The organism is Luteibacter sp. CQ10, assembly GCF_040900725.1.
Lineage (GTDB): Bacteria > Pseudomonadota > Gammaproteobacteria > Xanthomonadales > Rhodanobacteraceae > Luteibacter.
The window spans coordinates 1,948,717-1,962,391 of sequence record NZ_JAEUYM010000001.1 but is presented as its reverse complement, the minus strand read 5'-3'; the positions used below and the strand labels follow the sequence as shown (position 1 = coordinate 1,962,391).

The following is a 13,675-nucleotide window of genomic DNA, read 5'->3' as shown; positions in this document are numbered from 1 at the left end:
AATCGGTCAAGGTTAACGCAACCCTCGTCGCAAGATCGTGGCGGATATCGTCCCGCCCAGGCGAACGCCTCACCCCTCCATCGGCGAGCAGATTTCGACCAGGCATCCATTGAGATCCCGCACGTAGCCGACGCGCTGGCCCCAGGGCTTGGCCTCGACGCCCTTGACGGGCAGCGCGCCTGCCGCGACGGCCTGGTCGTAACTCTGCTCGGGTGCCTCGGTCACCAGGCAAATCTCGAAGCCGGCCGGGAGCTCGTTTCGGCCGTTCGGACGGATGGTCACACCGTTGACTTCCGCCATCGATTCGCCAGCGAAGCCGAGCGTGGTCTCGCCGGTCGCCATTTCGGCGTAGAGGCCGCTCTCGTGGACGAAGCGGCGTTGCAGGCCGAAGGCGCGTTCGTAGAACGCCACCGTCGCAGCGACGTCCTGCACGTAGATGATCGTATAGCCAAGGCGCATCGTATTTCCCCCGTGGTGATGGAGGTGCAGCGTAGGGACGCTCGTCCGGCCCCGCTTGAAGAAATCGGCCAGTTCATTCGACCGACATGCCGACCAGGACCAGGGCAGGGCGGCTACCGGGGGTGAAGCCACCATGGCGTCGGAACTCGCGAATCATGTGGGCCTGATCGCTATAGCCGCTTTCGATGGCCGCATCGGCCGGATCGAGCGGTGCGGGGCCATCGGTGAGCAGCCGCATGGCGCGCTGAAAACGCAGCACCGACGAAAACGCCTTGAACGACAGTCCTACCGCAAGGGTCAGCTGGCGCCTCAACGTCCGTTCCGGCACACCCACGAGACGGGCGACCTCATCCAGGCGCAGGCGTCCGCCGGCGGCCTGGATGACGGTGAGTGCGCGCCGGACCGTCGCGACGGGCGCGTGCGCGGAGGCCGCTCGACGATGCGCGATGTCGCTCAATGCCGTCATCAGCGCCGAAGGCGTTCGAGCCGCGTGGATCGCGCCGCCGTCCGCACCGAGCACGGCTTCGGCTTCGTGGCCGGCCAGCGCGCGGTCTTGCAACGATGCGGGGTCAACGCCGAGGCACGGTCCGCCCCAGCCCGGCCGGAAGCGCACGCCCAGGAAGCGGTCGCCGATCGCTACCGGAACATCAGCCCAGCGTCGGGCGGGCCCCACGATCAGCACGTTCGCGCGAGACAGTCCGCCTCCGTCGTCGCTTCGAAAGGCGAGGATGAGATCCATCCGGCCATCCGGAAGCACGACGTGCGTGCCTTCAGTGGACGCCGTGAACGCCCACTCGGCTTCGATCGCCTCCGACAGACGGAGCGGGAGAAGTCGTTCCTGGTAATCCGATGGCCATGGCATGCGCGAGAGTCTGCCGCATAACGGCGCTCAGCTCACGATACGATCGACGCAAAGCGTTCCGTCGTGACACCGGCCGGTATTCCGGGCGTCGTTTTCTTACTTTTCGATCACCTGGGAAGCCAGGCCGACGGCGGCAGCGTCTTCCAGGAACTCAGCCTTATGGCCATCCTTGGGCCACCCTACCAGCTTCTTCTCGACATTCCCGTCTTTCAAAAAATAGAACGTCGGTGTATCCCATCCGTCGATCATCTGCCAATCGTTCTTGTGTTCAAAGTAAGTTTGCTGGTGCAGCGGGATGGTCGGTTACTATCGATCTCGGGACGGCCTGCGGCTTATGCCGAACTTTACGCTGTCAGTATTCGGCGACTCTTACGCACCAACGGAATGAAGATATGGATGATCAAGCCTCGGACTGCGTCACTTCAGCGCGAACGCTTTGGAAGCTGGCGTGGCGTAGCCCGATGTCCTATCAGCCCCTTCAAGAGGCTCGAGCGATACTCGAGGCTACTTTGGAGGCTGATCGGAATGACGTGGTTGTCCTGACCTGCCTCGGGGCTGTGCTATGTGACCTCCACCTTTATGCACAGGCACGGGAATACCTGGAGCAGGCTGTGCATATGGGTTCAACCGATAGAAATACCTTTTTCAATCTTTACGTCGCCATGCTTGACAGTGAGGCTATGGAAGATGCCCGAGCCGCCCTTGACAAGGGCGCGCATTTTGAACGCAATCCCGTGACTTGGGAGGCCTACTTCGATCCGCAGGCGATGTAGCTGAAACGCTCGCATCGAGGGGCCATGGCCCCAAGGCGGCTGAAGCATGGAGGTGAGATTGCAAGGCCTTCCATGCCCGATACGATGAGCTGGCTTTCGCAGGGCGATGGTCGCCGGAAAGAATTAAAGCAGGGTAAAATTCGGTTTTCCGAATAACGGGTATAATGGCCGGTTTCTCACCCCCGGTACCCACGGCATATGTCCCAGGCCGCTCAGACCCAGAAGATCGGATTCGTTTCGCTTGGCTGCCCGAAGGCCTTGGTGGACTCCGAACGCATCCTCACCCAGCTCAAGGTCGAGGGCTACGAGATCGTGCCCAGCTACGACGCCGCCGACGCGGTGGTGGTCAACACCTGCGGCTTCATCGACTCGGCCGTGCAGGAGTCGCTCGACGCCATCGGCGAGGCGCTGCATGAGAACGGCAAGGTCATCGTCACCGGCTGCCTGGGCAAGCGCGAGGAGCTGATCCGCGAGAGCTATCCCGACGTGCTCGCCATCACGGGGCCGCAGGATTACGCCTCGGTCATGAGCGCGGTGCACAAGGCCCTCCCGCCGGCGCGCAACAAGTTCCTCGACCTCGTGCCCGATACGGGCGTGAAACTCACGCCGAAGCACTACGCGTACCTGAAGATTTCCGAAGGCTGCAACCACCGCTGCAGCTTCTGCATCATCCCGTCGATGCGCGGCGACCTCGTCAGCCGTCCGGTCGACCAGGTGCTCATCGAGGCCGAGAAGCTCGTCAAGGGTGGCGTGAAGGAGCTCTTGGTGATCTCGCAGGACACCAGCGCCTACGGTGTCGACGTGCGCTACGCCGAACGCGAATGGCGCGGCAAGTCCTACCGCACGCGCATGACCGAACTGTGCGAAGGCCTCGCCGAGTTGGGCGTGTGGACGCGCCTGCATTACGTCTATCCGTATCCGCACGTCGACGAAGTGATGCCGCTGATGGCCGAGGGAAAGATCCTTCCCTACCTCGACATCCCGTTCCAGCACGCCAGCCCGCGCATCCTCAAGCTGATGAAGCGTCCGGGCAATGTCGACAAGACCCTCGAGCGCATCCAGAACTGGCGCCGCCAGGTGCCCGACCTCACGATCCGCAGCACCTTCATCGTGGGCTTCCCGGGCGAGACCGACGCCGAGTTCAACGAGCTGCTCGACTTCCTGCGCGAAGCCGAACTCGATCGCGTGGGCGCGTTCGCCTATTCGCCGGTGGATGGAGCCAAGGCCAACGAGCTGCCGGGCCAGGTGGACGAAGAGTTGAAGGAAGACCGCCTCGAGCAGTTCATGGCGGTGCAGGCGGAAATTTCCGCCGCGAAGCTGCAGCGCAAGGTCGGCAAGACGATCAAGGTGTTGGTCGACGAGATCGACGCCGACGGTGCGTGGGGCCGATCCAGCGCCGACGCGCCGGAAATCGACGGTGCCGTGCGCATCGACGACGGCCAGCTGCTGAAGCCGGGCCAGTTCGTCGACGTGCTGGTCGAAGAGGCCGACGCGCACGACCTGTACGGTCGCCTGGCGTAAGCGTCATGCGTTACGTGGCGCCGGCACGCGATGCGTTCGATCGTGGCGTGCTGGCGTCACCGCCGCTTTCCCATTGGTCGGCGTTCGCATCGCTGCTCGAGGGCGACACATGGCCGGAGGTGCAACGCCTCAACGACCTGCTTCCCCATCATGCCGATGTGCGCTTCGTGGCGCAGGACCGCGACCTGTTGGCCGACGGCCTGCACTATGAAGAGCGCATCGCGCGGCAAGGGCGCATCGCCACGCGGCCGGACAACTGGCACGATCTGTTCAACGCACTCATATGGGTTCGCTACGGTGCCCTGAAGCGTGCACTCAACGCGCGGCAGATGGCCGAGATCGAACGGATGGGACCGCGCGAACGGTCGCGGGCGCAATGCGCCCTCACGCATTTCGACGAGGCGGGCATCGTGGTGTCCCTGCGTGACAAGGCGATGCTCGACGCATGGAATGCGCACGACTGGCACGCGCTCTTCTGGACGCATCGCGCGGCGTGGATGAGCGGCGAGGCCCGCGTGGAGATCTTCGGCCACGCCTTGCTGGAGCATGCGCTCACGCCCGACAAACTCCTGGTGGGCAAGGCGCTGGTAGTGATGGGTGAATGCGACGCGGTGGCGCGATGCGCCGAGGCGATCGCCTCGGGCGCGATCCTCAACGATCCGCAGGAATTGCGGCCGTTGCCTGTGTCGGGTGTGCCCGGCTGGCACGAGCGCACGGCCGATGAGGCGTTCTATGCGGAGGCGCCGTGCTTTCAGCCGTTGAGGGTGGGGCGGGTGTACCCGGAGCCCTTGCGATAAGAGGTGTACGCCTCGCGCCGGGCACCGGCCTGCGCCGGTGCGGTGGCGGTAGGGAGGGTCAGATCAAGCCGAGGTCGCGCGCGGTGTCCTTCAGCAGGCTGTCGTGGTTCACGCCCAGTTTGCGCATGGCATCGCGTTTCTGCCGGCTGATGGTTTTTACCGACTTGCCTTCGGAATCGGCGATTTCCTGCAACGACTTGCCATTGACGAACGCCTTGAGTACTTCCGTTTCCCGCAGCGACAGCGGGGTGCCGGGCATGGCCACGGAGTTTTCGTCGGCCTCGTTGAGGATGTCGAGCAGGGTGTCGCTGAGATAGGTTTCGCCCGTGTGCACGGCTTTCGCGGCCACGGCCAGTTCGTCCATCGATGCCCGCTTGTCGACGATGCCGCGCGCCCCTTTCTTGAGCATGGAATTGAGCGCGGCGGCCCGGTTGATCATCGTGAGGACGACGATGGCCACGTCGGGATGCTCCTTGGCCAGCCGATCGATCAGGACGAGACCGTCGTCCTCACGTTCGCTGGGCATGAGAAAATCCGTAATCACCACGTCGCATGGTGTGGTTTTCAGCAGCGTGAGCAGTTCTTCGGCGTTTTTGGCCTCGCCGACGACGTCGATATGCGCATTCCTTAGCGCCAGGGTACCTCCGACCAGAACGAGCGGGTGATCGTCTGCCAGAATGACTTTGAGTGGCATGCCTGCATTCTCCTTGCTTACATTTGCGGCGTGTCGAATTCCGGCCGATTATGCCCTTAAGGTTGCCTTGACGAAGCCCGCGACGTGCTCAGAGCCCTCCTGCTGTTCATTCTGCTGATATTGCCGCGAGGGGTCTGGGCGCTGCCGGAAGGACCGCTGTCGGCGCAGGACGCCGAATGGTTGAGAAAACATCCCGTCTGGACGGTGGGCACCTACCGCGAAGGTTATCCTCCTTTCGAGGATCTTCACGACGGCGATCTGGAAGGCCTGGGTCCGAATTATCTCAAAGAGATCGCGAAGCAGCTGGGTGTGACGCTGCAGACGCGAGCCTACCCCGACTGGCCGGCGCTGCTCCAGGCCCTGTCCCGGGGCGATGTCGACGTGGCCACGACCGTGACGCCCATGGAGCAGGGCATGCCGGGCATACGGGTGGGCGCGACCTACTTCGAATCGCTACCCGCCCTGGTGGAGCGCAACGATGGGCCGCCCATCCACCGGCCGGGCGATCTGCGCGGCAAGCGGCTTGCCGTGCACGCTGGCTATTTCGACATCACGGCGTTGCGGCGTGAATTGCCCGACACCACCCTGGTGGAGACCCGGTCCACCGCCGAGGCGCTGGCACGCGTGCGCTCGGGCGACGTGATCGCGTACCTCGATAACCCCTATTCGGCACGGGAGTTCGTCTTTCGCCAGGGGCTCGGCGATGAACTCTCGGTGGGGGCGCCCCTGGCACTGCCCATCAGCGCCCTGGCCTTCGCCGTGCCGGAGAGCCGGGCACCCATCGGCCGCGCGATCGACCACGCGCTGGGTGAACTCACTGCGGCCGACCATGGCCGTTTGCGCGCCCGCTGGGTGGGAAGGGACATCGCGCCGCGTCCACGCCTGGGCGGCATCCCGCTCAGCGAAAAGGAGAAGGCGTGGCTGCATGACCTGCCGCCCCTGCGATTGGGCGTGGACCCCAGCTACGTGCCCTTCAGCCTCTTCACCGAACAGGGCGAAGCGGAAGGACTGGCGCTGGATTACGTCAGGGAGATTGCCGCGGAGCTGGGCTTGAGGGTCGTCCAGGTGCCCAGCGACGACTGGACGGGCACCGTGGCGCGTGTGAAGCGCGGCGAGGTCGACCTCGTCAGTGCGATCAACCCGCAGAGCGTCACGCTGCCCGATCTGGAAGCCAGCGTGCCTTACCTCGACTTCCCGATCATGATCGTCACGCGCGAAGGCTCGCCCACCTTGGCCGGCAAAGACGACCTCTCGGGCAAGGCCGTCTTCGGCAATACGTCGCGCGCGCCCATCCGGAATCTGCTGGAGGGCATTTCCGGCGTGCGCGCGATCGGCGTGCCCACCGAGGCCGAGGGCCTGCAACGGCTCGCGGCGGGCGAGGGCGATGCCTTCGTCGGCAACCTGGCCTCGATCGACTACCTCATACGCGGTCACTACCTCGGGCGACTGAAGGTGGCGGCGCCCACGGGAGAGAACGAGGCGATCGCCGTCGGCGTGCGCCGGGATCTCGCCCCGCAGCTGCTGCCGCTGGTCAACCGCGTGCTGGTGAACCTGTCGACGCATCGCCAGCAGGAGATCCGCAACACCTGGTTTGCCTCGCACTACGTCGTCGGCCCCACGTGGCGCGAGATCGCCGGGCGCGTGGCGCCGTTCGTCGCCCTCCTGCTGCTTTCACTCATCGCGATCAGCTACGCCTACCTCAACCTGCGCCGGGAAACGCGTCGGCGCGAGCATACGGAGCGGCGCCTGGCCGAGGTGACGGCCCACGTACCGGCGGTGGTCTACGAGGCCGTGCGCGGTACCGACGGCTCGTACGCGATGACTTACGTGGGCGGCAACCCGCACAGCATCCTCGGCGTCGAGCCGGGCCAGTTCTTCGGTGGCGGCGAATCCCTGCGCGTGCCGGTGCAGGCGGAGGAGCGCGCGCGCATGCATGAGGCTTTCGAGCGTTCGGCGCGCGAATTGACGCCCTTGCACGTGACCGTCCGGGCCAAGGTGGGAGGACGCGTGCGTTACCTCAGTTCCGACGCCGTCGTGCTGGCGGCCGCGGACGGAACCGTGCATTGGAACGGTTACTGGGTCGACGTGACCGCCCAGGAACTCGCCGCCCGGCATCTTGCCCATGCGCGTGACGAAGCCGAAGCGGCGACGCGCGCGAAAAGCGACTTCCTCGCCACGATCAGCCACGAGATCCGCACGCCGATGAACGGCGTGATCGGCTTGCTCGACGTACTGGAGCAGACGCGGCTCGACGACGCGCAGCGGCGCATGGTGGCCACCATCGAGCATTCGGCGGAGGCCTTGCTGCACATCCTCGACGACGTGCTCGACTTTTCCAAGATCGAGGCGGGGCATCTGGCGCTGGACCCGCGTCCCGCCGACCTCCGGGCCATCGTCGAGGGCGCGGTCGCGATCATGCTCGGCCAGGCGCAGGGCAAGGGCCTGCGGATCGACGTGTGCCTCGATGACGCGCTGGCCCCCGCCTTGCTGATCGACGACGGCCGGCTGCGTCAGGTGTTGCTCAACCTGCTGGGCAATGCCATCAAATTCACCGCCGAGGGCGAGGTCGTCGTCGCGGTAGCGGTCGCTGAAGACCTCGGCACCCGGCAGCGCCTCTCGATCACCGTGAGCGACACGGGGATCGGCATCCATGCGGCGAAGCTGCGCCATGTCTTCGCACCGTTCAGCCAGGCCGAATCGTCCACCACGCGGCGTTTCGGGGGCACCGGCCTGGGCTTGGCGATATCGCGCCGGCTCGTGGAACGCATGGGCGGGCATATCGCCATCGACAGCGAGCCCGGGCGCGGCACGCGGGTCACCGTCACGATCGAACTCCCCGTGGCGGACGCGCCGCCGGTTCCCGCGGCGGTACCGGTACCTGCCCTTGGCGATCGGCCGGGTCATCCTGAGGCGCGCATCCTGCTGGCCGAGGACCATCCGGTGAACCAGGAGCTGGTGCGCATTCAACTGGGTCTGCGTGGCTACGAATGCGACGTGGTCGACGACGGCATCGCCGCCCTCAAAGCCCTCGCGCAAGGCCGCTACGATCTGCTGCTGGTGGATTGCCACATGCCGCGAATGGACGGTTATGAAGTGGCGCGCGAGGTGCGGCGCCGCGAGGCGGGTGGCGCGACGAGGCTTCCCATCATCGCCATGACGGCCGATGCCCGCGCCGACCAGCGCGACGTCTGCCTCGCCGCGGGCATGGACGACCTCCTGAGCAAGCCGATTCGCCTGGAAACGTTCCATGCCACCGTCGAGCGCTGGTTGCACCGGCAGGAGCCGCCGTTGCCCACGATCGACATGCCCCGCATGCGCCGGGCCTTCGGCTCGGACGACAACGTGGTCAGCGTGATGCGCGCCGGTACGGGTGCCACGCGGGAAGCATTGGAGCGCTTGCCGCACGTGCTCGAACGCGCCGACGCGAAGGAGGCCGCCGGGTGGATCCATCACGTGCTTGGCGGGGTGAACGTGTTCGGCACCTCGGCAGTGGCGATGGAGGGCGAGCGGTTGGAAAGGGCGCTGCGGGACGGCGCGGCGTTGGATGTCCAGGAGGTAGAGGCATTCGCGGCGTCGGTGCGGGCCTTCACCGACGGCCTCGAGCGGTTCGCGAACCGGCTTGGAGAGGACCCCCGCTGAGACGACGACGTCGTTGACGCGATCAGGCGTAATCCACGGAAAGCACCGCGAACCGTACCCGTCCGCCCGGCAGTTCCGCCTCGAACTCATCGTCCACGCGTTTCTTCAGCACCGCCCGGGCCAGGGGGGAATCGACACTGATCCATCCCTGCCGTGCATCGGTCTCGTCGGGCCCCACGATGCGATAGCGCACCGTCTCCCCGGTATCCACGTTCTCGAGTTCCATCGTGGCGCCGAAGAACACCGCATCGCGCTGCGAGGGTGCCGCCTCCACCACCTTGAGCGACGGAATGCGCTTGCTGAGGTAGCGTGCCCGGCGATCGATCTCGCCGAGCTGCTTCTTTCGGTAGATGTACTCGGCATTCTCCGAGCGATCGCCTTCGGCCGCCGCGGCCGCTAGGGCCTTGACCACCTCGGGACGGACCGTGTGCCATAGGTGGTCGAGTTCGGCCTTGAGCCGTTCGAAACCGTCACGCGTGATGATCGCGGTGGACGAGGGGGAGGGAGGACGCCAGCGACTCACGAGGTCCTCCCGCCGAGCGTATCGAGTCGTGCTTCCAGATCGGATGCCACGGGATGCTCCGGATAGTCGCGCAGCAGCGCGCGGGCGAGCAGGGCTGCCTGGGAGGCCTCACCCAGACGGTCGTACATGCGAACGGCGAGCAGGCCGTAATTCGGTGCGCCGGCATCGCCGGGCCAGGTATGCAGGTAGCCCAAGGCCAGGTGCAGCGCCAGACGTGTCATGCCGCCGTGTGCGGCGGTGTCGGCCAGCGTGCCGCACGTCGCCGGCGCATCCGGAAGAAAGACGGGATCGCTATCCAGGGCATCGCGCACCACGCCCAGCGCGCGTCGCGTTTCGCCGCCGACGACCAGCGCCGAGATCCATATCTGCGCATGCACTCCCAATTCGGGCGTGCGTGCCTGCGCGCGCAGCAATTCGCGATAACGCTGGTGCAGCGGCGCGGGGGCGAGGCCCTCGCGCAGTCGCTCGGTGAGGATGCCGGTGGCGGCCTCGACGTCGTCTTCGGCGATGCGGTTCACGTGCCTGAGCAAGGCGTCGTCATCGTCGGGTTGCAGCGCACGGGCCAGCGCCTCGGATTCCGGACGGTGGCCGAGGTCGTCGTGCCGGTGGTGGATCAGTGCGCCCATCAGGTGGAAATTGTAGACGGTGAGGTAGTTGGCCACGGCGAAGTAGGCGAGCATCCCCAGGAAGTGGGGACCGTGCTCGCTCATGGCGTATTGCGCGCCGCTCTGCAGGAGGCTGGTGACCACCACCACGGCGAACAGTGCCATGTACTGGCCGCCCAGTCGCGCGATCACCGCGAACCACGTGAGCGGATTGAGCGCCGTCAGCACGCCGTCGAAGGTGAGCGACATGGTGATCGCCGGCAGCACGAAAGCGAACGCCACGGCGACGAGGAAGCCGGGAATCCCGAAGAAGATCGTCGCCAGCACCGCCAGGGCATTGCCGGTGAGCTGGATCAGCACCAGTGCCATGCCCGCGCGGTCGCCCGATTCCAGCGCCAGTTCCGGCGGATCGGCGTAACCGTCGGCCGTACGGCGCAGGCAGCCGAAGGCATAGGCGTAGATCGCCACCCAGCCGATGCCCGTGATGATCAGGCGCGCGTTGGGAAAGAACGCGATCGCCTCGAACAGCGTGACGGCCACGATCGTCACCGGAGCCGATCCGCGCAGCGGATAGCGAAAACCCGTGCGGATACGTTCGCCGAACGGCGTGGCGGCATCGGCGAGCGCGAGCCTCACGATCGGCGTTTTCCGCCGAAGATGCCGCCGAGGATGCCGCGCACGATCTGCTGCCCGGCGCGGGTGCCGGCGGCACGGATCATCGACTTGGCGGCAGCTTCCAGCATGCCCTGCCGACGCGACGTGCCGAGCACGGCATCGCGCAGGCCATCGGCCCAGCCGCTTTCGACGGCCTTGCCTTCGCGTTTCACCGGCGGTGCGTCGGCATCGATCTTCTCGCTGGCGCGCGCGGCCAGGCGTTCCTCGGCCGATTCGCGGTTGATCATCGTGTCGTACTTGCCGCCCACCGGCGAGCGCGAGCGTACCGTGGCGCGTTCCTCGGCGGTGATGGTGCCGATGCGGCACTCGGGCGTGGCCACCAGCACCTTGCGCACGGGCGAGGGCACGCCGCCGTCGCCCAGCGTCGAGGCCAGCGCTTCGCCCGTGCCCAGCGTGCCGATGATCTCGGCCACGTCCAGGCGCGGATTGCGCGCAAAGGTTTCGGCCGCCGCCTTGACGGCCTTCTGGTCGCGGGGCGTGAATGCCCGCAACGCGTGCTGCACGCGGTTGCCCAGCTGTCCGAGGATCTCGCCAGGCACGTCATCGGGGTTCTGCGAGCAGAAGTACACGCCTACGCCCTTGCTGCGGATCAGTCGCACCACCTGTTCCACGCGCTGGCGCAGCGCGGGCGGGGCGTCGTCGAAGAGCAGGTGCGCCTCGTCGAAGAAGAACACCAGCTTGGGCACGTCGAGGTCGCCCACCTCGGGCAGTTGCTCGAACAGCTCCGACAGCAGCCAGAGCAGGAAGGTGGAATACAGCCGCGGCTTGAGGATGAGGGTGTCGGCGGCCAGCACGTTGATCACGCCGCGGCCGCTCATGTCCTGTCGCATCAGGTCGGCCAGCTCCAGCGCGGGTTCGCCGAAGAAGGCATCGGCGCCGTCCTGTTCGAGCTTGAGCAGCGAGCGCTGGATGGCCGCCACGCTCTGTGAACTGATCAGACCGTAGCGCGATGAGATGTCCTTGGCATGCTCGGCGGCGAAGCCGAGCATGGCCCGCAGGTCGCCGAGGTCGAGCAGCAGCAGGCCTTCGTCGTCGGCCACGCGAAATACCACCTCGAGCACGCCTTCCTGCGTGTCGTTGAGTTCGAGGATGCGCGAGAGCAGGGTGGGGCCCATCTCCGAGACCGTGGCGCGCACGGGGTGGCCGAGCTTGCCGTAGATGTCCCAGAACACCACGGGGTTGGCCTGCGGCTTCCAGCTGCCCAGTCCGAGCTTGTCCAGGCGGGCCTTCAGTTTTTCCGAGGGTGCGCCCGCCGCCTGCGACAGCCCGGCGAGGTCACCCTTGGCGTCGGCGAGGAAGCAGGGCACGCCCAGGCGCGAGAAGCCCTCGGCCAGCAGCATCAGCGAGACCGATTTGCCCGTGCCGGTGGCGCCGGCGATCATGCCGTGACGGTTGCCGTACCGCGAATCCAGTTCGACGGCGGCCTCGTCGTCGCGTCCAATCAATATGCCCGGCATGGCTGGCTCCTTAAGAAAGTCCTGAACAAGTGTACGCAACGATATGCGTATGCGGAGAAAATCGGCTAAGAACCGCTTGAGTTGCAAGGGGGTGCGGATTAACGTGGCGGGCATTGTCCGACCTGGCCGAGCCACGAGCATGCCCTTTCGCGTTCCCCGTTCCGTCGTTTTCCTGCCCCTGGCGATCCTGGCCGGCTGCGCCTCCGGTGGTGGCACGAAGTCCGGGCCGGTCACCCCGCAGGTCAATGCCTTGTACGACCGGATGAACCAGGCGAGCAAGGGCTACGAGGATTCGATCAAACAGGCCCGTCGTGGCGACACCCCGCAGGCCGCGCAGACCCGCAAGCGGTCGCTCGACCAGCTCAAGGATGCCTCGGCCCGCTGCGGCCTTACGCCCGGCTGCGATCCGCAGCGCTTCGCGGCCGTGTTCGATCGCCTGCTGCGCCTGAAGGACGGCAGCTTCATCGAGGGCGAGGACGCCGACGACACCGAGCAGGGCGCCGAGGTCGGCGCACAGCCCGGCGATGCGGCGGGTTCGGTGGCGGTCGGGACGCTGCCGCAGGCGCAGCGTAGCGTCACCCTGCTGAAGGGACAGAAATTCGCCGACATGATGGTGATGAACGGTCCCGTGAAGGCGGCGCTGGAGATGTGGCTGACCCAGCTTCGCCCGAACCTCATGGACGCCTACGTCAACTACCAGATGATGCGCTACAAGATGTGGCCGGCCTATCAGAAGGCCGATCTTCCCGAGGCCCTCCTGTTCGGCATCATGGCCAAGGAGTCCGGCGGCAAGGTGCATGCCGTGTCGCGCTCGGGGGCATCGGGACCCTTGCAGTTCATGTACGCCACGGGCCTGCGTTTCGGCCTGTCCAGCGTCGACGGATTCGACGAGCGCTTCGATCCGACCATGGCCGCGCAAGCCAACGCCGAGTACATCGACGAACAGCTCGCCGCGTTCAACAACAACCTCGAACTCACCCTGGCCGCCTACAACGGCGGCGAGGGCCGCATGCGCCGTATCGCCGCCTCCAGCCCGGGCGCGGGCTTCTACGATCCGCAGATCTACGGGCAGATGTCCGCCGAGACGCGCGACTACGTGCCGATGGTGCTCGCGGCGGCGTGGCTGTTCCTGCATCCTGACAGCTATCACCTGAAATGGCCGAAGATCGACGGTGAACCCGGCCAGATCGTGCTCAAGCGTCCCGCCTCCATCTCCGAACTCACGGTGTGTCTGGGCTCGGCCGAAGGGATGCCCGAGGGCTGGTTCCGCACGCTGCGCAACCTCAACCCGCGGCTCGACCCGCAGATGAGCCAGCCCGTGGGCACGCGCCTGGAGGTGCCCAGGCAGCTCGAAAAAGCCTATGCCTCGGCCTGTGCCGATGGCCCCTGGCCCATCCTCGCCAGTGACCTCCACAATGCGGTGAAGATCATCGCGCCCCCGCCGCCGGCCGCCACGTCGGCCGCGCTCGCCAACGGATCGTCCGCCGCCGGTGGCGCGAAGCCTTCAGGTTCCGGCTCGAAGAGCTATACGGTGCGGCGCGGCGACACGCTGGTGAGCATCGCGCGCAAGAGCAGCTGCGCCGATGTGGAAGACATCGCGAAGATGAATGGCCTCAAGGGGCACCAGCTCAAGGTGGGGCAGTCGCTCAGGGTGCCCGTCTGTCGATGAT

Annotated in this window: 12 protein-coding genes; 5 read left to right on the top strand and 7 right to left on the bottom strand. The window is 66.2% G+C overall.

Annotated elements, in window-relative coordinates; translation table 11 throughout:
• Window positions 1-69: 69 nt before the first annotated feature.
• The 3 genes from JNG39_RS08660 to JNG39_RS08650 all read right to left on the bottom strand — a co-directional run bounded on the left by JNG39_RS08660 (window position 70) and on the right by JNG39_RS08650 (window position 1,570).
• The gene (locus tag JNG39_RS08660; RefSeq protein ID WP_368310741.1) at window positions 70-459 is read right to left on the bottom strand and encodes a VOC family protein; all 390 of its coding nucleotides are present in this window, start codon (window positions 457-459) and stop codon (window positions 70-72) included.
• 73 nt (window positions 460-532) lie between these two features.
• Entirely contained in the window at window positions 533-1,321 is a 789-nt protein-coding gene (locus JNG39_RS08655) for a helix-turn-helix domain-containing protein (protein ID WP_368310740.1), read from the bottom strand.
• A gap of 96 nt (window positions 1,322-1,417) precedes the next feature.
• Window positions 1,418-1,570: a hypothetical protein gene (locus JNG39_RS08650; protein ID WP_368310739.1), complete on the bottom strand. Its 153-nt coding sequence runs from the start codon at window positions 1,568-1,570 to the stop codon at window positions 1,418-1,420.
• Between the two features lie 143 nt (window positions 1,571-1,713).
• Here JNG39_RS08650 and JNG39_RS08645 point away from each other — a divergent pair, with 143 nt between their 5' ends.
• The 3 genes from JNG39_RS08645 to JNG39_RS08635 all read left to right on the top strand — a co-directional run bounded on the left by JNG39_RS08645 (window position 1,714) and on the right by JNG39_RS08635 (window position 4,412).
• Window positions 1,714-2,094, top strand: coding sequence for a UDP-N-acetylglucosamine-peptide N-acetylglucosaminyltransferase (locus JNG39_RS08645; protein ID WP_368310738.1), 381 nt, complete (start codon window positions 1,714-1,716; stop codon window positions 2,092-2,094).
• A 198-nt stretch (window positions 2,095-2,292) separates the two neighbouring features.
• Complete coding sequence (rimO, locus tag JNG39_RS08640) at window positions 2,293-3,615, top strand: 30S ribosomal protein S12 methylthiotransferase RimO (protein WP_368310737.1); 1,323 nt, start codon at window positions 2,293-2,295, stop codon at window positions 3,613-3,615.
• Window positions 3,616-3,620: 5 nt separating this feature from the next.
• The gene (locus JNG39_RS08635) at window positions 3,621-4,412 is read left to right on the top strand and encodes a DUF3025 domain-containing protein (RefSeq protein ID WP_368310736.1); all 792 of its coding nucleotides are present in this window, start codon (window positions 3,621-3,623) and stop codon (window positions 4,410-4,412) included.
• Window positions 4,413-4,470: 58 nt separating this feature from the next.
• Here the strand turns inward: JNG39_RS08635 and JNG39_RS08630 are convergent, their stop codons facing one another.
• Window positions 4,471-5,106, bottom strand: a complete 636-nt coding sequence (locus JNG39_RS08630) for a response regulator (protein ID WP_368310735.1) — start codon at window positions 5,104-5,106, stop codon at window positions 4,471-4,473.
• An 84-nt stretch (window positions 5,107-5,190) separates the two neighbouring features.
• On the opposite strand from JNG39_RS08630, the gene JNG39_RS08625 reads away from it, so the two are divergent.
• Complete coding sequence (locus JNG39_RS08625) at window positions 5,191-8,745, top strand: transporter substrate-binding domain-containing protein (protein ID WP_368310734.1); 3,555 nt, start codon at window positions 5,191-5,193, stop codon at window positions 8,743-8,745.
• 22 nt (window positions 8,746-8,767) lie between these two features.
• On the opposite strand, the gene greB is transcribed toward JNG39_RS08625, so the two are convergent.
• The 3 genes from greB to JNG39_RS08610 are packed head-to-tail and all read right to left on the bottom strand — an operon-like array spanning window position 8,768 to window position 12,005.
• A complete protein-coding gene (gene greB / locus JNG39_RS08620) occupies window positions 8,768-9,268 on the bottom strand; it encodes a transcription elongation factor GreB (RefSeq protein WP_368310733.1) in 501 nt (166 codons plus the stop codon).
• Window positions 9,265-10,509 (bottom strand): hypothetical protein, encoded by a 1,245-nt coding sequence (locus JNG39_RS08615; RefSeq protein WP_368310732.1) that lies wholly within the window; start codon window positions 10,507-10,509, stop codon window positions 9,265-9,267. Before JNG39_RS08615 ends, greB begins: the two co-directional genes overlap by 4 nt.
• Window positions 10,506-12,005, bottom strand: coding sequence for a helicase HerA-like domain-containing protein (locus JNG39_RS08610; protein ID WP_368310731.1), 1,500 nt, complete (start codon window positions 12,003-12,005; stop codon window positions 10,506-10,508). Before JNG39_RS08610 ends, JNG39_RS08615 begins: the two co-directional genes overlap by 4 nt.
• A gap of 139 nt (window positions 12,006-12,144) precedes the next feature.
• Between JNG39_RS08610 and JNG39_RS08605 the strand changes: the two genes are divergently transcribed.
• Complete coding sequence (locus JNG39_RS08605) at window positions 12,145-13,674, top strand: transglycosylase SLT domain-containing protein (RefSeq protein ID WP_368310729.1); 1,530 nt, start codon at window positions 12,145-12,147, stop codon at window positions 13,672-13,674.
• The last annotated feature ends 1 nt before the right edge of the window (window position 13,675 follow it).

Coding starts and splice junctions, on each gene's coding strand:
- rimO (WP_368310737.1), top strand. CDS start 2,293: ATGTCCCAGGCCGCTCAGACCCAGAAGATCGGATTCGTTTCGCTTGGC.
- JNG39_RS08645 (WP_368310738.1), top strand. CDS start 1,714: ATGGATGATCAAGCCTCGGACTGCGTCACTTCAGCGCGAACGCTTTGG.
- JNG39_RS08635 (WP_368310736.1), top strand. CDS start 3,621: ATGCGTTACGTGGCGCCGGCACGCGATGCGTTCGATCGTGGCGTGCTG.
- JNG39_RS08650 (WP_368310739.1), bottom strand. CDS start 1,570: ATGATCGACGGATGGGATACACCGACGTTCTATTTTTTGAAAGACGGG.
- JNG39_RS08655 (WP_368310740.1), bottom strand. CDS start 1,321: ATGCCATGGCCATCGGATTACCAGGAACGACTTCTCCCGCTCCGTCTG.
- JNG39_RS08630 (WP_368310735.1), bottom strand. CDS start 5,106: ATGCCACTCAAAGTCATTCTGGCAGACGATCACCCGCTCGTTCTGGTC.
- JNG39_RS08605 (WP_368310729.1), top strand. CDS start 12,145: ATGCCCTTTCGCGTTCCCCGTTCCGTCGTTTTCCTGCCCCTGGCGATC.
- JNG39_RS08660 (WP_368310741.1), bottom strand. CDS start 459: ATGCGCCTTGGCTATACGATCATCTACGTGCAGGACGTCGCTGCGACG.
- JNG39_RS08610 (WP_368310731.1), bottom strand. CDS start 12,005: ATGCCGGGCATATTGATTGGACGCGACGACGAGGCCGCCGTCGAACTG.